At 73.4% G+C, this 23,048-nt stretch carries 22 protein-coding genes; 15 read left to right on the top strand and 7 right to left on the bottom strand.

Annotation, left to right across the window (positions count from 1 at the left end; genetic code table 11):
- Positions 1 to 32: 32 nt before the first annotated feature.
- From IH25_RS0109445 to IH25_RS0109380, 14 genes are all read left to right on the top strand, one after another.
- Positions 33 to 842, top strand: a complete 810-nt coding sequence (locus tag IH25_RS0109445; protein WP_030605960.1) for a TauD/TfdA dioxygenase family protein — start codon at positions 33 to 35, stop codon at positions 840 to 842.
- A gap of 58 nt (positions 843 to 900) precedes the next feature.
- The gene (locus IH25_RS40590; RefSeq protein WP_051753842.1) at positions 901 to 2,139 is read left to right on the top strand and encodes a styrene monooxygenase/indole monooxygenase family protein; all 1,239 of its coding nucleotides are present in this window, start codon (positions 901 to 903) and stop codon (positions 2,137 to 2,139) included.
- The gene (locus tag IH25_RS40585; RefSeq protein ID WP_051753841.1) at positions 2,136 to 3,278 is read left to right on the top strand and encodes an LLM class flavin-dependent oxidoreductase; all 1,143 of its coding nucleotides are present in this window, start codon (positions 2,136 to 2,138) and stop codon (positions 3,276 to 3,278) included. The genes IH25_RS40590 and IH25_RS40585 overlap by 4 nt, the downstream gene beginning before the upstream one ends.
- Complete coding sequence (locus IH25_RS0109430) at positions 3,275 to 4,516, top strand: styrene monooxygenase/indole monooxygenase family protein (protein ID WP_030605949.1); 1,242 nt, start codon at positions 3,275 to 3,277, stop codon at positions 4,514 to 4,516. The genes IH25_RS40585 and IH25_RS0109430 overlap by 4 nt, the downstream gene beginning before the upstream one ends.
- Positions 4,517 to 4,585: 69 nt before the next feature.
- Positions 4,586 to 5,107, top strand: coding sequence for a cupin domain-containing protein (locus IH25_RS0109425; RefSeq protein WP_051753840.1), 522 nt, complete (start codon positions 4,586 to 4,588; stop codon positions 5,105 to 5,107).
- A gap of 63 nt (positions 5,108 to 5,170) precedes the next feature.
- The gene (locus IH25_RS0109420) at positions 5,171 to 6,361 is read left to right on the top strand and encodes an MFS transporter (protein ID WP_030605945.1); all 1,191 of its coding nucleotides are present in this window, start codon (positions 5,171 to 5,173) and stop codon (positions 6,359 to 6,361) included.
- Positions 6,362 to 6,498: 137 nt separating this feature from the next.
- Complete coding sequence (locus IH25_RS0109415; protein WP_030605942.1) at positions 6,499 to 7,359, top strand: sulfurtransferase; 861 nt, start codon at positions 6,499 to 6,501, stop codon at positions 7,357 to 7,359.
- 87 nt (positions 7,360 to 7,446) lie between these two features.
- On the top strand, positions 7,447 to 8,253 hold the full coding sequence (locus IH25_RS0109410; RefSeq protein ID WP_078844185.1) for an SDR family NAD(P)-dependent oxidoreductase: 807 nt from the start codon (positions 7,447 to 7,449) through the stop codon (positions 8,251 to 8,253).
- The gene (locus IH25_RS0109405; protein ID WP_030605938.1) at positions 8,238 to 9,614 is read left to right on the top strand and encodes an aminotransferase class V-fold PLP-dependent enzyme; all 1,377 of its coding nucleotides are present in this window, start codon (positions 8,238 to 8,240) and stop codon (positions 9,612 to 9,614) included. The genes IH25_RS0109410 and IH25_RS0109405 overlap by 16 nt, the downstream gene beginning before the upstream one ends.
- A gap of 201 nt (positions 9,615 to 9,815) precedes the next feature.
- A complete protein-coding gene (locus tag IH25_RS38540; RefSeq protein WP_051753839.1) occupies positions 9,816 to 10,682 on the top strand; it encodes an LLM class flavin-dependent oxidoreductase in 867 nt (288 codons plus the stop codon).
- 194 nt (positions 10,683 to 10,876) lie between these two features.
- Positions 10,877 to 12,448: an FAD-binding oxidoreductase gene (locus IH25_RS0109395; RefSeq protein ID WP_051753838.1), complete on the top strand. Its 1,572-nt coding sequence runs from the start codon at positions 10,877 to 10,879 to the stop codon at positions 12,446 to 12,448.
- A gap of 165 nt (positions 12,449 to 12,613) precedes the next feature.
- Entirely contained in the window at positions 12,614 to 13,483 is an 870-nt protein-coding gene (locus IH25_RS0109390) for a methylenetetrahydrofolate reductase (RefSeq protein ID WP_037654625.1), read from the top strand.
- Positions 13,484 to 13,556: 73 nt separating this feature from the next.
- Positions 13,557 to 15,035: an AlkA N-terminal domain-containing protein gene (locus tag IH25_RS0109385; protein ID WP_030605929.1), complete on the top strand. Its 1,479-nt coding sequence runs from the start codon at positions 13,557 to 13,559 to the stop codon at positions 15,033 to 15,035.
- Positions 15,036 to 15,054: 19 nt separating this feature from the next.
- Positions 15,055 to 15,537 (top strand): methylated-DNA--[protein]-cysteine S-methyltransferase, encoded by a 483-nt coding sequence (locus IH25_RS0109380; protein WP_030605927.1) that lies wholly within the window; start codon positions 15,055 to 15,057, stop codon positions 15,535 to 15,537.
- A 20-nt stretch (positions 15,538 to 15,557) separates the two neighbouring features.
- Here IH25_RS0109380 and IH25_RS0109375 read toward each other — a convergent pair whose 3' ends face one another.
- The 3 genes from IH25_RS0109375 to IH25_RS0109365 all read right to left on the bottom strand — a co-directional run bounded on the left by IH25_RS0109375 (position 15,558) and on the right by IH25_RS0109365 (position 17,993).
- Complete coding sequence (locus IH25_RS0109375) at positions 15,558 to 16,295, bottom strand: SIR2 family NAD-dependent protein deacylase (RefSeq protein ID WP_030605925.1); 738 nt, start codon at positions 16,293 to 16,295, stop codon at positions 15,558 to 15,560.
- 102 nt (positions 16,296 to 16,397) lie between these two features.
- Positions 16,398 to 16,892, bottom strand: a complete 495-nt coding sequence (locus tag IH25_RS0109370) for an NUDIX domain-containing protein (protein WP_030605922.1) — start codon at positions 16,890 to 16,892, stop codon at positions 16,398 to 16,400.
- Positions 16,893 to 16,919: 27 nt separating this feature from the next.
- Complete coding sequence (locus IH25_RS0109365) at positions 16,920 to 17,993, bottom strand: ADP-ribosylglycohydrolase family protein (RefSeq protein WP_030605920.1); 1,074 nt, start codon at positions 17,991 to 17,993, stop codon at positions 16,920 to 16,922.
- A gap of 161 nt (positions 17,994 to 18,154) precedes the next feature.
- Between IH25_RS0109365 and IH25_RS0109360 the strand changes: the two genes are divergently transcribed.
- Positions 18,155 to 19,291: a glycerate kinase gene (locus IH25_RS0109360; protein WP_030605918.1), complete on the top strand. Its 1,137-nt coding sequence runs from the start codon at positions 18,155 to 18,157 to the stop codon at positions 19,289 to 19,291.
- A 369-nt stretch (positions 19,292 to 19,660) separates the two neighbouring features.
- On the opposite strand, the gene pssA is transcribed toward IH25_RS0109360, so the two are convergent.
- From pssA to IH25_RS0109340, 4 genes are all read right to left on the bottom strand, one after another.
- Positions 19,661 to 20,479, bottom strand: coding sequence for a CDP-diacylglycerol--serine O-phosphatidyltransferase (pssA, locus tag IH25_RS0109355; RefSeq protein WP_030605915.1), 819 nt, complete (start codon positions 20,477 to 20,479; stop codon positions 19,661 to 19,663).
- Positions 20,480 to 20,501: 22 nt separating this feature from the next.
- The gene (locus tag IH25_RS0109350) at positions 20,502 to 21,152 is read right to left on the bottom strand and encodes a phosphatidylserine decarboxylase (protein ID WP_030605913.1); all 651 of its coding nucleotides are present in this window, start codon (positions 21,150 to 21,152) and stop codon (positions 20,502 to 20,504) included.
- 171 nt (positions 21,153 to 21,323) lie between these two features.
- Positions 21,324 to 22,529, bottom strand: a complete 1,206-nt coding sequence (locus tag IH25_RS0109345) for an acyl-CoA dehydrogenase family protein (RefSeq protein ID WP_030605911.1) — start codon at positions 22,527 to 22,529, stop codon at positions 21,324 to 21,326.
- A 3-nt stretch (positions 22,530 to 22,532) separates the two neighbouring features.
- Positions 22,533 to 23,045, bottom strand: coding sequence for a MaoC family dehydratase (locus tag IH25_RS0109340; RefSeq protein ID WP_030605909.1), 513 nt, complete (start codon positions 23,043 to 23,045; stop codon positions 22,533 to 22,535).
- Between the last annotated feature and the right edge of the window lie 3 nt (positions 23,046 to 23,048).

Below are 23,048 nucleotides of genomic sequence, written 5' to 3'. Positions count from 1 at the left end.
GTGGACGCACATCCAGAAAGGAACACCACGACATGACGATGTCGACGCCTGCCCTCGGGACGCTGGAGCACATTCCGCTGCGCCCCTTCGGCCGGGTGATCGAGGCCCCGGGCGGCGACGCGCCGGTCGGTGACATCCCGGTGGACACCCTGGCGCGCTGGACGGAGGAGTCCCGCGTGCTCGTGCTGCGCGGATTCCGGCTCATGGACACCCAGGAGTTCGCCGACTACTGCCGCCGCTGGGGCGAGGTGCTGAAGTGGGAGCCGGGGGAGGTGATCGACCTGGTCGTCGAGGACAACCCGCGCAACTACCTGTTCGCCAGCGGTGACGTGCCCTTCCACTGGGACGGCGCCTTCGTGGAGGCCGACCCGCGCTACTTCTTCTTCCAGTGCCTGGACGCCACCGCGGGCGCCGGCGGGGAGACCGTCTTCTCGGACACCACGGCCGTCTACCGGGACGCCGACGCCGGGGAACGCGCGCGCTGGGAGCGGATCAGCATCACCTACACCACCGAGAAGATGGTCCACTACGGCGGCGAGGTCACCGAACGGCTCGTCGCCCAGCACCCCGCGACCGGCGTCCCCGTGCTGCGCTTCGCCGAACCGCTGGACCCGGACCGCTACAAGAACCCGGTGTCCGTGCGGGTGGAGGGCGTCGACGAGTCGGAGGCGGACGCCTTCGTCGCCTCCCTCGCCGAGCGGCTGCACCGCCCCGAGTACTGCTACGCCCACGACTGGCGCAAGGGCGACATCGTGATCGCCGACAACTTCGCGCTGGTCCACGGACGCAACGCCTTCACCGGGCCGACCTCCCGGCATCTGCAACGGGTCGAGGTCATCTGACCCCTCCCGGCAGCGTCCCGCAAGAGGCAACCGTTCCCAGCACAGGTGGAGCTAGCGCATGAGTATCGGCATCGTGGGCACCGGCATCTCCGGCCTGCACCTGGCCCTCAGACTGCGGCAGTCCGGTATCGACGCCACCCTGTACACGGCTCAGGACCCGGACGGCATCCGCAGCGGGCCGCCGTCGAACTTCGTCACCCGGTTCCACTCCACCCGGGAACGGGAGAAGGCACTCGGCCTGACCGAATGGGCGTCCGGCGCGTACGACAACGCCTGGATGCACCTGTCCGTCGAAGGACCCGGCGGACCGTCGTTCCGCGCCGAACTGCCCCACCCGGCCAGCTCGGTCGACTTCCGGATGTACCTCGCCGCGCTGCTGGAGGAGTACCGGCGGCGCGGCGGCGACACGGTCCTGCGGAAGGTGACCGACCGGGCCGGCCTGGCCCGGCTCGCCGAGCGGCACGACCTCGTGGTGGTCGCGGCCGGCCGGGGCGGGCTGGGGGACACCTTCCCGCGCGACCCGGCCCGCTCGCCCTACGAGCGGGCCCCGCGCCACCTCGCCGGAGGACTCTTTCACGGCGTCCGGCCACCCGACCCGCCGGGCATGACGATGCACATGCTGCCCGGCGCCGGCGAGATCCACGCCCCGACGTACCACTCCTTCGCCGGCCAGGTGACGGCGGTGCTCGTCGAGGCGGTGCCCGGCGGCCCGCTCAGCGCGGTCACCGACCACGACGACCAGGACGACCCCGGGCGCTTCACCAAGGAACTGCTGCACCTGATCGCCGCGCACGCGCCCACGCTGCACGCCCGGATAGACGAGCGGGAGTTCGCCCTGACCCGCCCCGTGGACATGCTCCGCGGAGCCGTGCTGCCGATGGTGCGGCACGGCTGGGCGCGGCTGGCGGACGACCGGTACGCGCTGGCGATCGGGGACGCCTGGATCACCAACGACCCGCTCACCGCCCAGGGCGCCAACCTCGGCTCCCGGCTGGCCTTCCAGCTGGCGGACGCCCTGCGCGAGCACGACGGGCCGTACGACGAGACGTTCTGCCGCACGGTGTCGGACCGGCTGTGGGCGACGGCCCGGCCCGTCGTGGACTGGACCAACCAGTTCATCGGCCCGCCCCCGCCGCGGATGGGCACCCTGCTGACCGCCGCCGCGGCCGACCAGCGGGTGGCGGACGCCTTCGTCGCCCGGCTGGACGACCCGCCCGCCATGTGGCGGGCCGTCGGCACCGAGCGGGGCACGGAGGAGTTCATCGCACAGGCACGGTCAACGAGGAGCGCGGTATGAAGGTGCGAGTCGGTCTGGTCTGGGACGCGGTCGGGCGGATCGAGGGCGGCCGGCAGCTGCTGAAGCTCGCCCGGCAGGCGGGTGCGGACACCTTCCTCGTCTTCGACCACCTGATCAACGTCTTTCCCCGGCAGGCCTGGGACACCGGTTTCAGCTACGCGGCCGCGGACCTGCCGACCCCCGACCGCTGCCTGGACTTCGCCACGGTCCTCGGCAACCTGGCCCCGCAGGCCGGCCCGGTACGGCTCGCCGTCGGCGTCACCGACCCGCACCGCCGGCACCCCGCCGTCCTGGCCCAGACGGCCCTGACCCTGGCCCAGCTCACCGAGCGGGCGCCGGTGCTGGGCATCGGCGCGGGAGCACTGGAGAACCTGGTGCCGTTCGGGGTGGAGCACGACGACCAGGTGGGCCGGGTGGAGGAGGCGCTGCGCGTGCTGCGGCTGCTCCTGTCCGGCGAGGGGCCGCACGACTTCCAGGGCAGGTACTTCACCCTGGACCGGGCGATCATGGGCCTGCCCGCCCCCGAGGGCCGTACGCCGCTGATCTGGCTCGGCGCCAACCACCGGCGGATGCTGACCCTGGCCGGCCGGTACGCCGACGGGTGGCTGCCCTCGGAGCTGATGAGCCCCGACGAGTACGCCCGGCGGCTGGCCGTGGTGCGCGCCGCCGCCGCGGACGCCGGCCGGGACCCCGACGCGGTGCTTCCCGCCGGCGGTGTCCCGATCGTGGTCGCGGAGACCGACGCCGCCGCGCACGCACTGCTGCGGGCCACCCCGATCCGCTTCCTGGCGCTGCACGCCGGCGCCCGGGCCTGGCGCCGCCACGGCGCCGCCCACCCCTTCGGGGAGCACTACCGGGGCCTGGTGGAGCTGCTGCCGCACCTGCTGACCAGGCAGGAGGTCGAACGGGCCCTCGCCGCCGTGCCCGACGAGGTGGTCGCCGACCAGGTCCTGGCCGGCAGCCGGGAGACCGTGCTGAAGCGGATCGGCGAGCTGCTCGACGCCGGCATGCGGCACCCCATGCTGATCCCCGCCTCCGCCCTCGCGTCCCCCGAGGCCGCCGGATTCACGCTGGAGTCCGTGGGCTGGTTCACCGGCCGGCTGCGCTCCGGCGCCGACTCCGAGGAGGTGTCCGCATGAGCATCGGCGTCGTCGGCTCCGGCATCTCCGGACTGCAACTCGCGCTGCGTCTCCAGCAGTTGGGCGTGCCGGTCACCGTGTACTCGGAGCACGACATCGACGGCCTGAAGACCGGACGGCCGCGGAACTTCCCCGCCCGGTTCGGCCGCACCCAGCAGCGCGAACGCGAACTTGGCGTCTTCGACTGGGACTTCGCCGACGCCCAGGTCCGGCACTGGGCGGTCACCGCGCACCCCGGGGAAGGCGAGCCGCCGCTGCGCTTCCTCGCCGCCCTCCGGCCGCCCTCCAGCGTCGTGGACTTCCGGATCTACCTGCCGCACCTGCTGTCCGCGTACGTCGACCGCGGCGGCGAACTGATCACCGGAGAGCACGCGCCGGAGGACTTGACGGGCCGCCACGACCTCCTGGTCGTCGCCAACGGCAGCCGCTCGGTGCGACGGCTGTTCCCGGCCGACCCCGACCGCTCGCCGTACACCACGCCGCAGCGCGTCCTGTGCGCCGGGATCTACCACGGCATCACCGAGGAGGTGCCGCACTCCCTCGACATCCACTTCCTGCCCGGCGCGGGCGAGATCCTGCGGCTGCCGTTCTTCTCGCCGGCCGGACGGGCGGACGTCCTCGCCTTCGAGGCCGTACCGGGCGGCCCGCTGGAGGCCGTCTGCCACGTCGACGCCGAGGCCGACCCCGCCGGATTCCGGCGGCGGGTCCTCGACCTGGTCGCCGAGTACGCCCCCGGCCTGCGGGAACGCGTCGACACCCGCGCCTTCACCCTGACCGGGCCCGGCGAACTGGCCCAGGGAGCGATCACCCCGGTGGTCCGCCGGGGCTGGGCACGGCTCGACGACGGCACCTGCGCCCTGGCCATCGGGGACGCCTGGATCACCAACGACCCGCTCACCGCCCAGGGCGCCAACCTCGGCTCGCACACCGCGTTCACCCTGGCCGGCCTCCTGGCCGACACCAAGGCCCCCTACGACGAGGCGTTCTGCCGCGCCGCCTCGGCACGGCTGTGGGAGCACGCCCGGCACGTCGTGGAGTGGAGCAACGCCTTCCTCCAGCCTCCGCCGCCGCACGTGGCCGGACTGCTCGGCCGGGCGGCGGCGGACCGGCGGATCGCCGACGCCTTCGTCAGCCGCTTCAACGACCCCGTCGCGATGTGGCGCACGCTCTCCAGCCCCGAGGGCGTGGCCGCCTTCGTCGCCGACTGCGAGGGGGCAATGCCCGCACCGGCCGGCTGAGCGGAACCAGCGGGCACCGGAGCGAACCGACCAAGACACAGCTCACCATTCGGCACACAAGGGAGCACGATGACCTTCCCGGACATGATCCACGACGAGAAGGGCCGCCTCATACCCGAGTCCGAGCAGACCGCGGTGTGGCTGCTCGGCGGCCTGGCGCAGGTGCGCGTGCCCGGTTCCGCGACCCGGAACAGCTTCACGGTCGTCCAGCACACCGGGAACCGCGGGTACAACACCCCGCTGCACATCCACGACTACGAGGACGAGGTCTTCATCGTCCTGGACGGCACCCTGCGCATGATCTGCGACGGGGAGGAACACGTCGCGGAGGCGGGCACCACCATGATCGTCCCGCGGACGGTCCCGCACGGCTTCGTCACGACCTCCGACGACGCCCGCTTCCTCACCATCCACTCCACGCCGCAGCCGGACCGCAGACCGCAGTTCGACCTGTTCCTGGAGGCGGAGATACCGCACGCCAAGACGCTGACGCTGCCCACCGAGGACGTGGGCGGCCCGGACCTGGACCACATCATCGCCCTGGGCACCACGTACGCCTACCGGTACGCGGGCCCGCCCCCCGCTCCGTAACCGCCCCGGCCGGGCGCCCCACGGCGGGTCGACAGACATATCCACCCCGACAGAAGAGACACCATGTCGTTGAAGCTCCTTTCCCTGATGCTGTGCGTGTTCGGCATCACCACCGGCGAGTTCGTGATCGCCGGCATCCTGCCGGATGTCGCCGGTGACCTCGACGTGTCGATCCCCGCCGCCGGACTGCTGGTCACGGCGTACGCCATCGGAATGATCCTCGGCGGTCCGGTCATGACCGCGCTGACCGCGCGCTACCCGCGCAAGCCGCTCATCGTGGCCCTGCTGGCGGTGGTCGTCGTCGGCAACCTCGCCTCGGCCCTGGCCCCCGTCTACTCCGTGCTGTTCGTGGCCCGCGTGGTGACGGCCCTGGTGACCGCCACGTTCTTCGCCAACGCCATCGTCATCGCCGCGTCCACCGCGCCCGAGGGCAAGCAGGCGTCCACCGTCTCCAAGCTGGTCTTCGGGATGAACCTGTCCATGATGCTGGGCGCGCCCATCGGCACGTTCATCGGCAACCACTTCGGGTGGCGGGCGACCTTCGGCACCATCACCGTGGTCTGCCTCGTCGGCCTGCTGCTGGTGCTGCCGCTGGTCCCGGCGGTGGAGAGCGCGACGTCCGGCGGCTCCGCGGTGGCCGAGCTGCGCGTGTTCCGCGACCGCAGCGTGCAGCTGGCCATCCTCATCACCGCCGTCGCCAACATGGGCCTGCTGATGGTCTTCACCTACTTCGCCCCGCTGCTCACCGACGTCACCGGCTTCGCCGAGGGCGCGGTCGCGGTGCTGCTGCTGGTCTACGGCGTGGGCGCGGCGGTCGGCAACTTCACCGGCGGCTGGCTGTCCGACCGCGCGCTGATGCCGTCGCAGATCGGCCTGCTCGGGCTGCTCACCGCCGGCCTGGTCGTCATGTGGGCGGTCAGCGGCAGCACCGTCGCCAGCGCGGTCATGGTGTTCGTGATCGGCGCGCTCGGCTTCTCCGTCATCCCCGGCATGCAGACCCGCGTCCTCACCACCGCCAGCTCGGCGCCGACCCTGGCCATCGCGGTGAACGCCTCCGCCTATCAGATCGCCGCCGCCCTGGCCGGCTGGATCGGCGGCCGCATCATCGACGGCCCCGGCCTGCGGCCGGTCTACCTCGCCGCCGCCGCGGTCACCGTCCTCGGCATCCTGCTCAGCTGCTACGCCTGGTACCGGGACCGCGCCACGGCCGGCACCGGCATGGAGGGCAAGACGACGGAGACCTCGCCGGCCTGACCCTCCGCCCGGCGGAGCGCCCGCTCCCGGCCGGGCAGCACGGCCCCGCCGTTCGCACCGCACCCGGCCCCGTCCACGCACGGGGCCGGGCAGGCCCCGCCGGGGAACACCCGGCCGACACCTCACGAGGGGGAACCATGAGCCGTGAGTCCGCCCTGGTCACCGGCGACTGGGCCGAGCGCCGCCTCGGCACCGGCCAGGTGGTGCTCGTCGAGACCGCGAACGACGACGTCGACTACCGCAAGGGCCATCCGCCGGGCGCCGTCTTCATCAACTGGAGCGAGTTCCAGGACGGCCTGCGGCTCGGCGTCGTCGGCCGCGAGGCGTTCGAGGAGCTGATGCGGGCCAAGGGCATCGCCGACGACGACACCGTCGTGCTGTACTCCGCCAACGCCAACCTGCTGGCCGCGCTGGCGTACTGGTACTTCACCCTGTACGGCCACCGGTCCGTGCGGCTGCTCGACGGCGGGCGCGCCAAGTGGGAGGCGGAGGGCCGGCCCCTGACCACCGAGCCGGTGCGCCGCCCGCCGGCCCGGTACCGCGCGGCGGGGCCCGACCCGTCGGTCCGGGCCCTGCGCGACGACGTGCTCGCCGCCCTCGGCACCCACACCATCCTCGACGTGCGCTCGCCCGAGGAGTACAGCGGCCGCACCTTCGCCCCGGGCTTCGCGGGCGAGGCGTTCGCCCCCGGCAACAACCCGCACGAGGTGGCGCAGCGCCCCGGCCACATGCCCGGCGCGGTCAACGTGCCCTGGGACACCGCCGTCCACGCCGACGGCACCTTCCGCTCCGACGAGGAGCTGAGCCGCGCCTACGCCGGGGCGGCACCGGAGCGCGGCATCATCACCTACTGCTGGGTCGGCGCCCGCTCCGCGCACACCTGGTTCGTCCTGCGGGAACTGCTGGACCGGCCCGACGTGCGCAACTACGACGGCTCCTGGGCGGAGTACGGCTCGCTGGTCGGAGTGCCCGTCGAACGGGGCGACGGCACGGCCTGAGACACCGCTCCGCCCGGCACTTCCCGACCGATCCACCGACAACCCGAAGGGGGCAGGGCCGGCACGTCCGGGCCGGCTCATCACCTGATGACCGAACGTGACACGAACCGCTCCACCCGCCCCGGCTCCGCACCCGGCCGGCTGCACGGCAAGGTCGCCCTGGTGACGGGCGCCAGCTCGGGCATCGGCGAGGCCGCCGCCAAGGCCCTGGCCGCCCAGGGGGCGAGCGTGGTGCTGGCGGCCCGGCGCGAGAGCGAACTCGACCGGGTGGCCGGGGAGATCACCGCCGCCGGGGGCGTCGCCCTCGCCGTGCGCGCCGACGTGACGGTGGACGAGGACCTCGCCGCCGCCGTGCGGGCGGCCGAACGGCACTTCGGCGGGCTCGACATCGCCTTCAACAACGCCGGGGCGCTCGGCTCCATGGGCCTGGTCGAAGAGCAGAAACCCGAGGCGTGGGCCGACGACATCACCCTGGTCCTCACCAGCGTGTTCCTGTCCATGCGGCACGAACTGCCGGCCATGCGCCGGCGCGGCGGCGGCTCGATCGTCAACAACGCCTCCCAGCTCGGCGTGGTCGGCTTCGGCGCCGGAATCAGCTCCTACGTGGCCGGCAAGCACGGCGTGGTCGGCCTGACCAAGGCCGCCGCGCTGGAGTACGCCCGCCACAACATCCGGGTCAACGCGCTCGCGCTGGCGACCGTGGACACGCCGATGTACCGCGCCTCCGTGGGCGACAGCCGGGAGATGGCGGACATGTTCACCGCCCTGCACCCCCTCGGCCGCATCGGCAGCCCGCGGGAGGCGGCCTCGGCCGTGGCCTACCTGGCGGGCGACGAGGCGGCCTTCTTCACCGGCTCGGTGCTGGTCATGGACGGTGGATGGAGCGCGCAGTGATCCCCGTGGCCGCGACCGAGCCCGGACACGTCGGCGACGGCCTGCCCGCCGTCGTCGGCGCCGGGCTCAGGGTGCCGCTGGTGACGGGCGAGTGGGTGCCGTACGCCGGTCTCGACCACGCCGCGAGCACCCCCAGCCTGGTCGCCGTGCGGGACGCGGTGGACGAACTGCTGCCCTGGTACAGCAGCGTGCACCGCGGCGCGGGGTTCGCCTCCCAGGTCGCCACCCGCGTCTACGAGCGGGCCCGGCAGGAGGTACGGCGCTTCACCGCCGCCCCGCCGGACGCCACCGTGGTCTTCACCCGCAACACCACCGACGCGCTCAACCTGCTGGGCCGCTGCCTGCCCGGGGACACGGCGGTGTTCCGGTTCTCCACCGAGCACCACGCCGCGCTGCTCGCCTGGCGCGGGCACCGGGTGCACCGGCTGGCCACCCCGGACGGCCCGGGGCAGGCGCCCGCCGTGCTGGCGAAGGCGCTCGCCGACGCCCCCGGCGGACCGAAGCTGGTGGTGCTCACCGGCGCCTCCAACGTGACCGGTGAGCTGTGGCCGGTGGCGGAGCTGGCCGAGGTGGCCGCCGCGCGGGGGGCGCGCACCGTGCTCGACGCCGCCCAGCTGGCCGGGCACCGGCCGCTGGACCTCGCCGGCTGGGGCGTGGACTGGGTCGCGCTGTCCGGGCACAAGATGTACGCGCCGTTCGGGGCGGGCGCCCTGGTGGGCGCCGCCGACTGGCTGGCCGCCGCCGACCCCTATCTGGCCGGCGGCGGAGCCACCGCCGCGGTGGCCGAGCGGGACGGCCGGGCGACCGTCACCTGGTCCGGACTGCCGCACCGGCACGAGGGCGGATCCCCGAACCTGGTGGGCGCCCACGCCATGGCGGTCGCCGGCCGGGCGCTGGCCCGCGCCGGCTGGCCCGTCGTGACCCGCCACGAGGAGGAGCTGACCGCCCGGCTGCGCGACGGGCTGGCCCGTATCCCCGGGGTGCGGCTGCTGAGCCTGTGGCCCGGCGGCCACCCCCGGCTCGGCGTGGTCGCGTTCAGCGTCGCCCGCTGCGGCGGCGAACCGGCGGACCAGCGGCTGCTGGCGACCGCGCTGGCCGCCGAACACGGCATCGGCCTGCGCGACGGCGCCTTCTGCGCCCACCCGGCGGTGCACGCCCTGCTGCGGGACGCCGACGGCCACCAGCCCGACCGGGCCCTGCGGGCCAGCGTCGGCCTCGGCAGCACCGCCGAACACGTGGACCGGCTGCTGGCCGCCCTCGCCGACCTGGTCCGCGACGGACCGCGCTGGCGGTACGGGCACCCGGACGAGGGATGGCGGCCCGTACCGGACCCCCGGCCGGCACCCGCCCTCTTACGGTGAGCCGGGACCGTGGCCCGCCGGGACCCGGCCCGGGTCCGCCGGACAGCTTCGGAACACAGCCTGGAGGCACCACTGGACACCGCACCACCGGAACCGCGGGGACCCCTCGGCACCCCGCCCCCGGAACCACCGCACACTGCGCACGGCGCGGCCGGGCAGCCCGCCCCGGGCACCCCGGGACAGGCCCCGCGCGCGAAGCCCGTGCGCCGGTTCGGCGTGATGCTCTACCCGGACCAGCCCTTCCCGGTCCTCGCCGAACGCCTGCGCCTGCTGGAGGAACTCGGCTTCGACCAGGTCTTCCTGCCCGACCACAGCGCCGACCTGCGGGACGCGCGCCGGCCCTGGTTCGACAGCTGGTCGGTGCTGGCCACGGCCGCCGTGGTGACCGGGCGCATCAGGATCGGCACGCTGGTCGCCAACCAGATCCTGCGCCCTCCCGCGCAGCTCGCCAAGCAGGCGATCGCCCTCGACCACTTGTCGGGCGGCCGCTTCGAACTGGGCGTCGGGGCCGGGATCTTCCCGTGGGACCACTTCAGCGTGGGCCAGGAACCCTGGTCCCCGAAGGAGCGGGCCGAACGGTTCACGGACTACGTCACGATCGTCGACGGCGTACTGCGCGGCGGTGTCTTCAGCCACCGGGGCGCGCGGCTGTGGGTGAAGGACGTGGTGACCGTGCCGGGCTCCGCGCAGCGCCCCCGGCTGCCGATCACCGTCGGCGGCCAGTCGCCGACCCTCGTCCGGGTCGCCGCCGAACGCGCCGACGCCTGGAACACCCACGGCCCGCCCGGCGCGAGCGCCGCCGAGGTGCTCGCCATCACCGCCGAGCAGAACCAACGGCTCGACCGGCTCGCCGAGGCCGCCGGCCGGGACCCCGCGGGCATCCGGCGCTCGTACACCGTCTTCGGACCGTGGGACCCACGGGCCGGACGGCACACCTACGAGGAGATCTTCGAGCGGTTCCTCGCCGCCGGTGTCTCCGAATTCGTCCTCGACTGGCCGGGGGAGGCGCATCTGGAGGAGTTCGAACGAGTCGCCCGTGAGGTGATCCCGCCGCTGCGGACCGGCTGACGGCGCCCACCGGGCCGTCCGCACCGGCGCACCACCTCACGAGCACCCACGACGCGATCCTGTGCCGGGTGTCCCGGCCACGAAGCGCCGGGACACCGTTTTGCCGCACGGGGGATCACAGCGATTCGGCAGTTCCACACATGCGGTGTCCGTACTCGGGACACCCAGGATTCGCGTGAAGGTGTGACACCCACATGACCGAACACACGACCCGCCATCCGGCCGGCCGGACCGTGACACGGTCCGACCGGCAGTACGCCGATCTGGTCAGCGGGCTCAATCAGCGTTACCAGGCCCGGCCCGAGTCCATACGGCTCGTACGGTCCACCGACGAGGTGGTCGCGGCCGTCCAGCAGGCCGTCGACCAGGGCAAGCGGATCAGCGTCCGTTCCAGCGGACACTGCTACGAGGACTTCGTGCACCACCCCGACGTCCAGATGATCGTGGACATGTCGGGCATGAGCGCGGTGTACCACGACGAGCGGCGCGGCGCCGTCGCCGTCGAGTCCGGCGCCACCAACCTCCGTACCTACCAGACCCTCTACCCGGAGTGGGGCGTCGTCGTCCCCACCGGGTTCTGCTACTCGGTCGCCATGGGCGGCCACGTCAGCGGCGGCGCCTGGGGGCCGCTGTGCCGCCTGCACGGCCTGGTCGTCGACCACCTCTACGCCGTGGAGGTGGTCGTGGTCGACGCCCGCGGCAGGGCCCGCGCGGTGGTCGCCACCCGCGAGGCGGACGACCCCCGCCGCGACCTGTGGTGGGCCCACACCGGCGGCGGAGGCGGCAACTTCGGCATCGTCACCCGCTACTGGTTCCGCTCCCCGGGCGCCACGGGCCGCGACCCCGGCGCCCTGCTGCCGAAGCCGCCCGCGGAGCTGCTGGTCAGCGCGGTCGGCTGGGCGTGGAGCGAGCTGAGCAGGCAGGAGTTCGGCCAACTGGCGCGCAACTACGCCGAGTGGCACGTCGCCCACCGCGGACCCGACGACCCCCACCGCGCGCTCATCAGCCAGCTGGTGCTCAACCACCGCTCCGCCGGACAGATCGGCCTGCTCGCCCTGGTCGACGCCACGGCACCGGACGCGGAGGAGATCCTCGCCGACTACCTCAAGCACATCGGCTACGGCATCGGCGTCGAACACGGCGCGCTGACCCGGCACATGGGCGACCTGCCCGCCCTGCCCCAGTTCGCGGCCCCCCGCCGGCTGCCCTGGCTCCAGGCGGTACGGATGCTCGGCACCACCAACAGCGTCCTCAACGACCCCACGCTGCGCGCCGAGTACAAGTCCTCGTTCATGCGGGCCGGCTTCCCCGACAGCCACCTGGAGGCGCTGTACAAGCACCTCACCCGCGACGACATCGACAACCCGGACATCAGCGTGCAGCTGACCTCGTACGGCGGCCGGATCAACGCGGTGGACCCCGCGGCGACCGCCGCACCCCACCGCGACGCCGCGTTCAAGATGCTCTGGCAGGTCTTCTGGAACGACCCCGCCGACGACGACCGGTACCTCTCCTGGGCCCGCGACTGCTACCGCGAGGTCTACGCGGACACCGGCGGCGTCCCGGTGCCCAACGAGGTGACCGACGGCTGCTACGTCAACTACCCCGACATCGACCTCGGCGACCCCCGGTTCAACACCTCGTCCACCCCCTGGCACACCCTCTACTACAAGGACAACTACCCGCGCCTGCAACGCGTCAAGGCGAAGTGGGACCCGCACAACGTCTTCCGGCACAGCCAGTCCGTCCGGCCGCCCGCCGGCTGACGGGCACCCGGCTCCCGCCGCGCGGCACCCGCCCCACGGGCGCCGCGCGGCCCGCCGCCGGGACCCCGGCCGCCGGGTGCGCCCGCGCCCTGCCCGCGGGCCCCGGCGGAGCGCGTGACATCATCGTCGGGTCCGGGAACAGCCGTACGAAAGCCGAGAAGCACGATGAACCCCGCTCTGCTGGACGACTTCTCCCTGGAGATGACCGGCAAGGACGTGCCCCGGCTGGAGGAGGCGCGCGACGGCATCCCGCCGGGCACCCGGATCAACATCACCTTCCTGGCCGGCGAGGACACCGCGACCCGGCTGACGGCGGCCCGCGCGGTCAAGCGGCTCGGCTTCGTCCCCGTACCGCACATATCCGCCCGTCGGCTGCCCTCCCGGCCCGCCCTGGAGGAGTTCCTCTCCGGGCTGGCGGCCGACGGCACCGCCGGCAACGTGTTCGTCGTCGGCGGCGACCCCGCCCGGCCCGAGGGCCCCTACGAGGACGCCCTCGCCGTCCTGCGCACCGGGCTGCTGCGCCGCCACGGCGTCCGGCACGTCGGCATCGCCGGTTACCCGGAAGGCCACCCCGGCATCACCGACCGGGACCTGTGGACGGCGCTCACGGACAAGGCGGACGCCCTCGACGCGGACCGCTTCGGCGGCGACGTCATCACCCAGTTCGGCTTCGACGCGGACCCGGTCCTCGCCTGGCTGGAGGCCCTGCGCGCCCGGGGCGTGCGCCTGCCCGTCCGGGTCGGCGTCCCCGGCCCGGCCGGAGTGCGCCGGCTGCTGGGCTACGCCACCCGGTTCGGCGTCGGCACCAGCGCCTCCGTCGCCCGCAAGTACGGGTTCTCGCTGACCAACCTCATGGGCACCACCGGCCCGGACCGCTTCCTGCACGCGCTGGCCGACCGCTACGACCCCGGCCGACACGGCGAGGTGAAGATCCACTTCTACACCTTCGGCGGACTGCGGGCCACCGCCGAATGGATCGACGGATTCCGCCGGCAGCACACCCCCGCACCCACCCCGTCGCAGTCGAATCGGTGAGGTCCCCGGCCGGCACCGGTTGATGTCGGATTCCCGCCAGCGGACCGGGCGGGCGGTGGCCGATGCTGGAGGCATGGCAACAGGCACTCACCTCGACCGGGAACACTGCGTGCGCGCCGTGCGGTCCAAGGACGCGCGGTTCGACGGATGGTTCTTCACGGCCGTCCTGACCACCCGGATCTACTGCCGCCCGAGCTGCCCGGTCGTACCGCCCAAGCCGGAGAACATGACGTTCTACCCGAGCGCCGCCGCCTGCCAGCAGGCCGGGTTCCGGGCCTGCAAACGCTGCCGCCCCGACACCAGCCCCGGCTCCCCGGAGTGGAACCGGCGCGCCGACCTGGTCGCCCGCGCCATGCGGCTGATCGCCGACGGTGTCGTGGACCGCGAGGGCGTCCCCGGACTCGCCGCCCGGCTCGGCTACAGCACCCGCCAGGTGGAGCGGCACCTGCTCGCCGAACTGGGCGCCGGCCCCCTCGCGCTCGCCCGCGCCCAGCGCGCCCAGACCGCGCGGCTGCTCATCGAGACCACCGCGCTGCCCATGGCCGACATCGCCTTCGCGGCCGGCTTCTCCTCGGTGCGGTCCTTCAACGACACCGTCCGCGAGGTCTTCGCCCTGTCCCCGAGCGAGCTGCGCGCCCGGGTGCCCGCGAACGGCACCGGCACCCCCGGCGCGCTCACCCTGCGGCTGCCGTTCCGCGCCCCGCTCAACCCGTCCAACCTCTTCGGCCACCTCGCCGCCACCGCCGTACCCGGCGTGGAGGAGTGGCGGGACGGCGCCTACCGCCGCACGCTGCGGCTGCCCTACGGCCACGGCATCGCCGCCCTCGCTCCCCGCCCCGACCACATCGCCTGCCGGCTCACCCTGAGCGACCTGCGCGACCTGACCGTGGCCATCAGCCGCTGCCGCCGCCTGCTCGACCTGGACGCCGACCCGGTCGCCGTCGACGAGCGGCTCGGCACCGACCCGCTGCTCGCCCCGCTGGTCGAGCGGGGCCCGGGCCGCCGGGTGCCGCGCACGGTCGACGAGGCCGAGTTCGCCGTCCGCGCCGTGCTCGGCCAGCAGGTGTCCACGGCCGCCGCCCGCACCCACGCGGCCCGCCTGGTCACCGCGCACGGCAAACCCCTGGACGACCCCGAGGGCGGCCTCACCCACCTCTTCCCCCCGGCCGAGGCGCTGGCCGCCGTGGACCCCGAGTCCCTGGCCATGCCCCGCACCCGGCGCACCACGCTCACCACCCTGGTCCGGCTGCTCGCCGACGGCCGGGTGCGCCTGGGCGTGGACACCGACTGGGCCGAGGCCCGCGCCCGGCTGCTCGCGCTGCCCGGCTTCGGGCCGTGGACGGTGGACGTCATCGCCATGCGCGCCCTCGGCGACCCCGACGCGTTCCTCCCCACCGACCTCGGCATCCGGCGCGCCGCCGGGGCACTGGGCCTGCCGTCCACCCCGGCCGCGCTCACCGCCCGCGCGGAGGCCTGGCGGCCCTGGCGGGCGTACGCGGTGCAGTACCTGTGGGCGACCGACGACCATCCGATCAACTTCCTGCCCGTGTAAGGCTCCCGAGGACCCCGCCATGAAGCAGCACACCGTCATCGACAGCCCCTACGGCCCGCTCACCCTCGTCGCCGACGACGGTGTGCTGTGCGGCCTGTACATGACCGACCAGCGCCACCGCCCGGCCGAGGAGACCTTCGGCACCCCCGACGACACCCCGTTCGCCGAGACCCGGGAACAGCTCGCGGCCTACTTCGCGGGCGAGCTGACGGAGTTCACCGTGCCGCTCCGGCTGCACGGCACCCCGTTCCAGCGCCGGGTCTGGGAGCAGCTGACCCGCATCCCGTACGGCGAGACCCGCTCCTACGGCCAACTCGCCGACGCCCTCGGCAATCCCCAGGCGTCCCGCGCGGTGGGCCTCGCCAACGGCAAGAACCCGGTCGGGATCATCGTGCCCTGCCACCGGGTGATCGGCGCGGGCGGCGGCCTCACCGGCTACGGCGGCGGCCTGGACCGCAAGCGCCGCCTGCTGGACTTCGAACGCGGAGCGGCCCTGTTCTGACCGACCGCACCCGCCGGGGTCTACGCGCCGCCCTCCGCCGCCAGCCGGGCCAGCAGGGCGGGCAGCGCGGTGCCGATCGGCTCGCGGATCACCTCGTCGGCCCGGTCGTCGTACGGCGTCGGCTCGGCGTTGACCACGACGAGCCGGGCACCGTGGTCGGCGGCGACCCCGGCCAGCCCGGCGGCGGGCTGCACCTGGAGGCTGCTGCCGACGGCGATGAACACCTGGCAGGCCTTGGCGATGGCCGCGGCCTCGCCGAGGACCACCGGATCCAGCCGCTCGCCGAACATCACCGTCGCCGGCTTCAGGATGCCGCCGCACTCCCGGCACGGCGGGTCCGGCTCGCCCGCGTCGACCCGGGCCAGCGCCTCCTCCATCGGCCCCCGGGCGTGGCACCGGGTGCAGAGCACGCTGCGGGCGCTGCCGTGCAGTTCGAGGACCTTGCGGGCGGGCAGGCCGGCGAGCTGGTGCAGCCCGTCCACGTTCTGGGTGAGCACCCGGACCGGGACCCCGGACCGCTCCAGCTCGGCGACGGCCCGGTGCGCCGCGTTCGGCCGGGCCCCGAGCGCGCCGCTGTCCCGGCGCATCAGCCAGGACCGGCGCCGGATCTCCGCGTCCGCCATGTAGTGCTCGTACGTGACCAGCTTCTCGGCCTCCGGATCGCGCCGCCACAGCCCGTTCGGTCCGCGGTAGTCGGGGATTCCGGAGTCGGTGGAGATACCGGCCCCGCTGAGCAGGGCGACGAGGGGCTTGGCCATGCCCCCGAGCGTAGGCCGGGCCCCCTGCCCGCCGCGAACGGTTAAGCCGGGGCGGGCAGCCCGCGGGACGCCGCCGGACTCGTGGGCACGGCCGGGCGCCGGTCAGGCCACCCGCCGGCCGTTCTCCAGCTCCGCCGTGCCGCCGCCCTCGGCCAGCACGTCCAGGGCGGCCAGCACCCGGCGGCCCAGCACCTTTGGCAGATACTCCGTCAGGTCCTCGCGGGCGACCAGCCGCCAGGACAGCAGTTCCTCCTCCTGGAGCCGGATGGACTCCAGCTCGGCCTGGGTGAGCACCCCGCCGTCGTACAGGTACGCCACCAGCGGCGGCCGGTCCACACCGTGCGCCCAGTCCACCGCGAGCAGCCGGCCCAGCGGCCGGTCCAGCCCGATCTCCTCCAGCGTCTCCCGGCGGGCGCCCTGGCGCGGCGTCTCCCCGGTGTCCGACTCGATGGTCCCGCCCGGCAGCGCCCAGCCCTCCCGGTAGTTGGGCTCCACGAGCAGCACCCGGCCCTCGGCGTCCCGGAAGAGCGCGGCGGCCCCGGCGAGGACCCGGGGCAGACCCGCGATGTACGCGGCGAAGTCAGCAGTGGTGGTCATCGGGACAGGGTATCCAGCCGGCCCGCCCTACGAACCCGTCGTCGCCAGGCGCAGGGTGCGTTCGGCCAGCGCACTGATCCGTACGCCGTCGAAGCCGAACACCGCGCTGCGCACCGTGTCCCGCAGCGGCTCCCGCCACTGGGCCGGGATCGCCCGCGCCCCGGTGCGCACCCCGGCCACCGAGCCGGCCGTGGCCCCGTTGGAGTCGGTGTCCAGGCCGCCGCGCACGGTCAGCGCGAGGGTCCGGGTGAAGTCGTCCTCGCCGTACAGCAGCCCGGCGGTGAGGACCGCGGCGTTGGGGACGGTGTGGATCCAGCCGAGCCCGGCGGTCTCCTCGGCCACCGTGGCCAGGGTCTGCTCCCAGGGCAGCCGGGTCTCGTACAGGCTCGTCACCCGCCGTACCGTCCGGGCCAGGCGGCTGCCCGCCGGTACGACCGCCAGCGCGGCCTCAAGCGCGTCCCGCACGGTCGGGGCGGTGAAGGAGGCCGCGATCAGCGCGGCGGCCCACATGGCGCCGTAGACGCCGTTGCCGGTGTGCGAGAGCACCGCGTCCCGGCGGGCCAGGCCGGCGGCCCGGACGGGATCGCCGGGGCAGGTCCAGCCGAAGACGTCGGCGCGGATCAGCGCGCCGATCCACTCCTGGTAGGGGTTGTCGTACGTCGCCGTCAGCGGCGGCTTCAGACCGTTCGCCAGGTTCCGGTACGCGGCCCGCTCCGCCGTGAACGTCTGCAGGTACGGCAGCCGGAGCAGCCACAGGTCGCCGACCTGCTCGGTGCTGAAGCCGAACCCGTGGGTCTCCAGCAGGTGCAGGCCGAGGATCGCGTAGTCCACGTCGTCGTCCCGGCAGCTGCCGTCGATCCGGCCGCGCACACAGCACCGCCACTCCGGGCGCAGCGCGGCGGCCTCGGCCGGGTCGGCCGGCTCGGGCAGGTAGTCGGTCAGCGGCAGGGCGGCGGCCCGGCGCAGATAGCGGTCGATCCGGTCCCGGGTCCACACCTCGCCCTGCTCCACCGGCTTGCCGAGCATGTTGCCCGCGATCCGGCCGAGCCAGCCGCCGTGCAGCCGGTCGGCGAGGTCCGGTGCGGTGCCTTGGGTGCTCATGACAGCGGGGTACCCACTTCGGCCCGCTCCGCCCGGCCTTCCACGGTTCGGGCGGGGCATGACGGCGGGGGTGTCCTGCGGTTATCGTCACAGCGGCGCGACTGGCCCCGCCGTGCGCGGGGCCCGGAGAGCAAGGGGAAGACAAGGTGGCGGACGCTGCAGTGAACGAGACCCGTCGGGTGCTCATCGCCGCGGACAAGTTCAAGGGCTCGCTGACGGCCGTGCAGGTCGCCGAGCGGGTGACGGCCGGGCTGCGCCGGGTCGTGCCGGACCTGGCGGTCGAGGCGCTGCCCGTGGCCGACGGCGGCGACGGGACCGTGGACGCGGCGGTCGCGGCCGGCTTCGAACGGCGCGAGGTCCGGGTGGCCGGGCCGCTCGGCGAGGAGGTGACGGCCGCGTTCGCGCTGCGCGACGGCACCGCGGTCGTGGAGATGGCCGAGGCGAGCGGTCTGCAGCGGCTGCCGGCCGGGGTCTTCGCGCCCCTGACGGCCTCCACGTACGGCTCCGGTGAGCTGCTGCGGGCCGCGCTGGACGCGGGCGCGCGGACCATCGTGTTCGGCGTCGGCGGCAGCGCCACGACGGACGGCGGCGCGGGCATGCTGTCCGCGCTGGGCGCGCGGTTCCTCACCGAGGCCGGCGAGCCGGTGGCCCCGGGCGGCGGCGCACTGGCCGGCCTGGCCCGCGCCGACCTCTCCGGCCTGGACCCGCGGCTGTCCTCGGTCGAGCTGGTGCTGGCCAGCGACGTCGACAACCCGCTGACCGGGCCGAAGGGCGCGCCCGCCGTCTACGGCCCGCAGAAGGGCGCCTCGCCGGACGACGTGGAGACGCTGGACGCGGCGCTGGCCCACTTCGCGAAGGTGCTGGAGGCCGAGGTGGGCCCGCGGGCCGCCGAGTACGCGGCCTCCCCGGGCGCGGGCGCGGCGGGCGGCATCGGCTACGGCGCGCTGCTCCTGGGCGCCCGGTTCCGCGCCGGCATCGAGGTCATGCTGGACGTCCTGGGCTTCGCACCCGCCCTGGAGCGGGCCTCCTTGGTGATCACCGGCGAGGGTTCGCTGGACGAGCAGACGCTGCACGGCAAGGCGCCGGCGGGCGTGGCCGCGGCGGCGCGGGCCGCGGGCAGGCCGGTGGTGGCCGTCTGCGGACGGCTCGCCCTTGCGGAGGAGGCGCTGAACCGGGCCGGCATCGCGCATGCCTACCCCCTGACCTCGGTCGAGCCGGACGTCGCCAAGTGCATCGCGGACGCCGGCCCCATCCTGGAGCGGCTCGCCACCCGAATCGCCGAGACCCACCTGAGCTGATCCCCTGGGGGGCTCCGCCCCCAGCCCCCCGGCCTCGCCCACCCACCACCCGACCCGGCATCCCGAGAGGCGACCAACCGGGCCACACCACAGCACTCACCCCGGCCACGGCGGGAGCGTTCCCCCCGGTCACGGCGGGAGCGTTCGCCTCGGCCCCGGCGGGAGCGCTCCGCCCGGCCACGGTCCGAGCCGTCGCCCGGCCGCGGCGGGAGCCGGCGACGGGCGGTGGCCGCGCGGCAGCCTTTCGACCCACCGAGACGGGTGGGCGGGTGGGCAGAACGGGGGTCTGGGGGCGGAGCCCCCAGGGCCCGGGCACAAGCGAGGGGCCCCCTACCCAACCCGGGTAGGGGGCCCCTCGTCAAAGCGCCGCTACGGCAACTGCGCCGCCCGCGCCTCACGACGGTTGTCGCGGAAGTTGTTCACCCGCCGCGCCGTGGCGAACAGCGGAATCACCGCGCCCATCACCAGCTGCAGCGCGCAGCCCGTCTGCAGCAGCAGCTGACCGCTCGGCGCGTCGAAGGCCCACGCGGCCAGCAGCCCCATCGACAGCACGATCCAGCCGAGCATCGCCCCGGCCAGCCGGCCCCGCGGCTTCGGGTACTCCACCCGGCTCACCATCAGCCACGCCGTCCCCAGGATCGCCAGCAGCGTCGCCACGAACGGCAGCTCCAGCAGCACGATCGAGACGACGGTCAGCGCGCCGAACGGCGAGGGCATGCCCTGGAACATGCCGTCCTTCAGCGTCACACAGCTGAACCGGGCCAGTCTGAGCACCACGGCCAGCAGCACCACGATCGCGCCCACCGCCGCCACCCGCTGGTGCGCGTCGTCGGCGACCATGCCGTAGACGAGCACGAAGTACGCGGGCGCCAGGCCGAAGCTGATCAGGTCCGACAGGTTGTCCAGCTCCGCGCCCATCGGCGACGAGCGCAGCTTGCGCGCCACGAGGCCGTCGAACAGGTCGAAGACCGCCGCGCAGAGCATCAGGATGACCGCCGTGGCCGCGCTGTGGCGGGCCATGCCGGACTCCTGGCTGCCGGTGAGGTGCGGGATCAGGATGCCGGTGGTGGTGAAGTACACCGCCATGAAGCCGCACGTGGCGTTGCCCAGCGTGAGCGTGTCCGCTATCGACAGCCGCAGAGAGAGGGGCATCTCCTCCTCTTCGTCCACCTCGTCGGCCTCGGGCACCCAGCCCGCCTGGGTCTCCGGATCAATCACGGTCAATGCGAGTCACCCCAGCCACGGTCTTCTGTCCGACCTCGACCGCGACCTCCACGCCCTCGGGCAGGTAGAGGTCGACACGCGAGCCGAAGCGGATCAGACCGATACGGTCGCCCTGCTCGACCTTCGTGCCCTCGGGGATGTAGGGCACGATGCGACGGGCCACCGCGCCGGCGATCTGGATCATCTCGATGTCGCCGAGTTCGGTGTCGAAATGCCAGACTACGCGCTCGTTGTTCTCGCTCTCCTTGTTGAAAGCCGGAACAAACCCGCCGGGGATGTGCTCGACGGACGTCACCGTGCCCGCGAGGGGCGCGCGGTTGACGTGGACGTTGAGCGGGCTCATGAAGATCGCGACGCGGGTACGGCCGTCCTTCCACGGCATGATGCTCTGCACCACGCCGTCGGCGGGCGAGATGACCCGGCCCTCGGCGATCTCGCGCTCGGGGTCGCGGAAGAACCACAGCATGCCCGCCGCGAGCGCGGTGGCGGGCACGGCGACGGCCCGGGCCGCGCCGGAGCGGCGGGCCCGGACCAGGCTGACGGCTGCGGTGGCCACGGTCGGGAGGAGCCACGGCGATGCTCCGCGCGCGAGGCGTGCGCCTACCAGACTGTCGCGGTGTGCAGAGGAGTGGGGCATGGATGACCTTCGTAGCGGAGATGATGCCGCGCTCTGACGGGGGACGGCGGCTTTCCCGGATCGTACCGGGCGCGGCCCACAACTGGGCAAGCCAGGAAGCCGAGTCGGCGGCCGAAGAACGTCTACGGGGTGTGATCTTCTTCTCGAAGAAAACACCCCGTAACCGGACAATCAGCCCTGGAATCGATACTCTTCGAGCAGTCGGCGGCCGATGATCATTTTCTGGATCTCGGCGGTACCTTCACCGATGAGCAGCATCGGGGCCTCCCGGTACAGGCGCTCGATCTCGTACTCCTTGGAGAAGCCGTAGCCGCCGTGGATCCGGAAGGCGTCCTCCACGACCTCCTTGCAGTACTCGGAGGCCAGGTACTTCGCCATGCCGGCCTCCAGGTCGTTTCGCTCCCCGGAGTCCTTTTTGCGGGCCGCGTTGACCATCATCGCATGCGCGGCCTCGACCTTGGTCGCCATCTCCGCCAGCTTGAACTGGATGGCCTGGTGCTGGGCGATCGGCTTGCCGAAAGTGTGACGTTGCTGGGCGTACCGGACGCCCAGCTCGAAGGCGCGCTGGGCGACGCCGCAGCCGCGCGCCGCCACGTTGACCCGGCCGACCTCCACGCCGTCCATCATTTGGTAAAAACCTCGGCCGGTGACCCCGCCGAGCACCCGGTCGGCCGGAACGCGCAGGCCGTCCATGATCAGCTCGGTGGTGTCGACGCCCTTGTAGCCCATCTTCTCGATCTTGCCGGGGATGGTCAGGCCCGGGCGGACCTCGCCGAAGCCCGGCTCCTTCTCGACCAGGAAGGTGGTCATCGACTTGTGCGGGGCGGTGCCCTCGGGGTGTCCTTCGTCACTGCGGACCAGTACGGCCACGAGCGAGGAGGTGCCGCCGTTCGTCAGCCACATCTTCTGGCCGGTCAGGACGTACTCGTCGCCGTCCCGGACCGCCTTGGACGTGATGGCCGACACATCCGAGCCGAGGGCCGGCTCCGACATCGAGAAGGCGCCCCGGATCTCGCCGGCCGCCATCCTCGGCAGGAAGTGGTCCTTCTGTTCCTGCGTCCCGTGCTGCTTGAGCATGTACGCGACGATGAAGTGGGTGTTGATGATGCCGGACACCGACATCCAGCCACGGGCGATCTCCTCCACGCACAGCGCGTAGGTGAGCAGCGACTCGCCCAGGCCTCCGTACTCCTCGGGGATCATCAGACCGAACAGGCCGAGTTCCTTCAGGCCGTCCACGATCGCTTGCGGGTACTCGTCGCGGTGCTCCAGCTCGGTCGCGACCGGAATGATCTCTTTGTCGACAAAGTCCCGGACGGTGGAGAGGATCTCCTGCTGGACGTCGGTCAGACCGGCGGTCTGGGCGAGACGGGCCATGGCTTACTTCTCCTGCTGCTTCAGCTCCGGGCGGCCCGGCTGCTCGCCGCCGCGCTCCTTGATGTACGTCTCGGTGGGCACCATCACCTTGCGGCGGAAGACGCACACCAGGGTGCCGTCCTGCTTGTAGCCCTTGGTCTCGACGTGCACGATCCCGCGGTCGTCCTTCGACTTCGAGGGCCACTTGTCCAGCACGGTCGTCTCGCCGTAGATCGTGTCGCCGTGGAAGGTCGGCGCCACGTGCCGCAGCGACTCGATCTCCAGGTTGGCGATGGCCTTGCCGGAGACGTCCGGGACGGACATGCCGAGCAGCAGGGAGTAGACGTAGTTCCCGACGACGACGTTCTTGCCGAAGTCCGTCGTCTTCTCCGCGTAGTTGGCGTCCATGTGGAGCGGGTGGTGGTTCATGGTGAGCAGACAGAACAGGTGGTCGTCGTACTCCGTGACCGTCTTGCCCGGCCAGTGCTTGTACACCGCGCCGACCTCGAACTCCTCGTAGGTGCGTCCGAACTGCATCGC

Source organism: Streptomyces achromogenes subsp. achromogenes (genome assembly GCF_000720835.1).
Lineage (GTDB): Bacteria > Actinomycetota > Actinomycetes > Streptomycetales > Streptomycetaceae > Streptomyces > Streptomyces achromogenes.
Note: the sequence above shows the minus strand (reverse complement) of the source record. Positions and strands in the feature narration are given on the sequence as shown.

What these genes read in the sequence shown, in the direction of transcription:
- IH25_RS0109375 (WP_030605925.1), bottom strand. Translation starts at nt 16,295, where the DNA reads ATGGCCAAGCCCCTCGTCGCCCTGCTCAGCGGGGCCGGTATCTCCACC.
- IH25_RS0109415 (WP_030605942.1), top strand. Translation starts at nt 6,499, where the DNA reads ATGAGCCGTGAGTCCGCCCTGGTCACCGGCGACTGGGCCGAGCGCCGC.
- IH25_RS0109410 (WP_078844185.1), top strand. Translation starts at nt 7,447, where the DNA reads ATGACCGAACGTGACACGAACCGCTCCACCCGCCCCGGCTCCGCACCC.
- IH25_RS40585 (WP_051753841.1), top strand. Translation starts at nt 2,136, where the DNA reads ATGAAGGTGCGAGTCGGTCTGGTCTGGGACGCGGTCGGGCGGATCGAG.
- IH25_RS0109380 (WP_030605927.1), top strand. Translation starts at nt 15,055, where the DNA reads ATGAAGCAGCACACCGTCATCGACAGCCCCTACGGCCCGCTCACCCTC.
- IH25_RS0109370 (WP_030605922.1), bottom strand. Translation starts at nt 16,892, where the DNA reads ATGACCACCACTGCTGACTTCGCCGCGTACATCGCGGGTCTGCCCCGG.
- IH25_RS0109420 (WP_030605945.1), top strand. Translation starts at nt 5,171, where the DNA reads ATGTCGTTGAAGCTCCTTTCCCTGATGCTGTGCGTGTTCGGCATCACC.
- IH25_RS40590 (WP_051753842.1), top strand. Translation starts at nt 901, where the DNA reads ATGAGTATCGGCATCGTGGGCACCGGCATCTCCGGCCTGCACCTGGCC.
- IH25_RS0109345 (WP_030605911.1), bottom strand. Translation starts at nt 22,529, where the DNA reads ATGGCCCGTCTCGCCCAGACCGCCGGTCTGACCGACGTCCAGCAGGAG.
- IH25_RS0109340 (WP_030605909.1), bottom strand. Translation starts at nt 23,045, where the DNA reads ATGCAGTTCGGACGCACCTACGAGGAGTTCGAGGTCGGCGCGGTGTAC.
- IH25_RS0109405 (WP_030605938.1), top strand. Translation starts at nt 8,238, where the DNA reads ATGGAGCGCGCAGTGATCCCCGTGGCCGCGACCGAGCCCGGACACGTC.
- IH25_RS0109445 (WP_030605960.1), top strand. Translation starts at nt 33, where the DNA reads ATGACGATGTCGACGCCTGCCCTCGGGACGCTGGAGCACATTCCGCTG.
- IH25_RS0109425 (WP_051753840.1), top strand. Translation starts at nt 4,586, where the DNA reads ATGACCTTCCCGGACATGATCCACGACGAGAAGGGCCGCCTCATACCC.
- IH25_RS0109350 (WP_030605913.1), bottom strand. Translation starts at nt 21,152, where the DNA reads ATGCCCCACTCCTCTGCACACCGCGACAGTCTGGTAGGCGCACGCCTC.
- IH25_RS0109385 (WP_030605929.1), top strand. Translation starts at nt 13,557, where the DNA reads ATGGCAACAGGCACTCACCTCGACCGGGAACACTGCGTGCGCGCCGTG.
- IH25_RS0109430 (WP_030605949.1), top strand. Translation starts at nt 3,275, where the DNA reads ATGAGCATCGGCGTCGTCGGCTCCGGCATCTCCGGACTGCAACTCGCG.
- IH25_RS0109390 (WP_037654625.1), top strand. Translation starts at nt 12,614, where the DNA reads ATGAACCCCGCTCTGCTGGACGACTTCTCCCTGGAGATGACCGGCAAG.
- IH25_RS0109365 (WP_030605920.1), bottom strand. Translation starts at nt 17,993, where the DNA reads ATGAGCACCCAAGGCACCGCACCGGACCTCGCCGACCGGCTGCACGGC.
- IH25_RS0109395 (WP_051753838.1), top strand. Translation starts at nt 10,877, where the DNA reads ATGACCGAACACACGACCCGCCATCCGGCCGGCCGGACCGTGACACGG.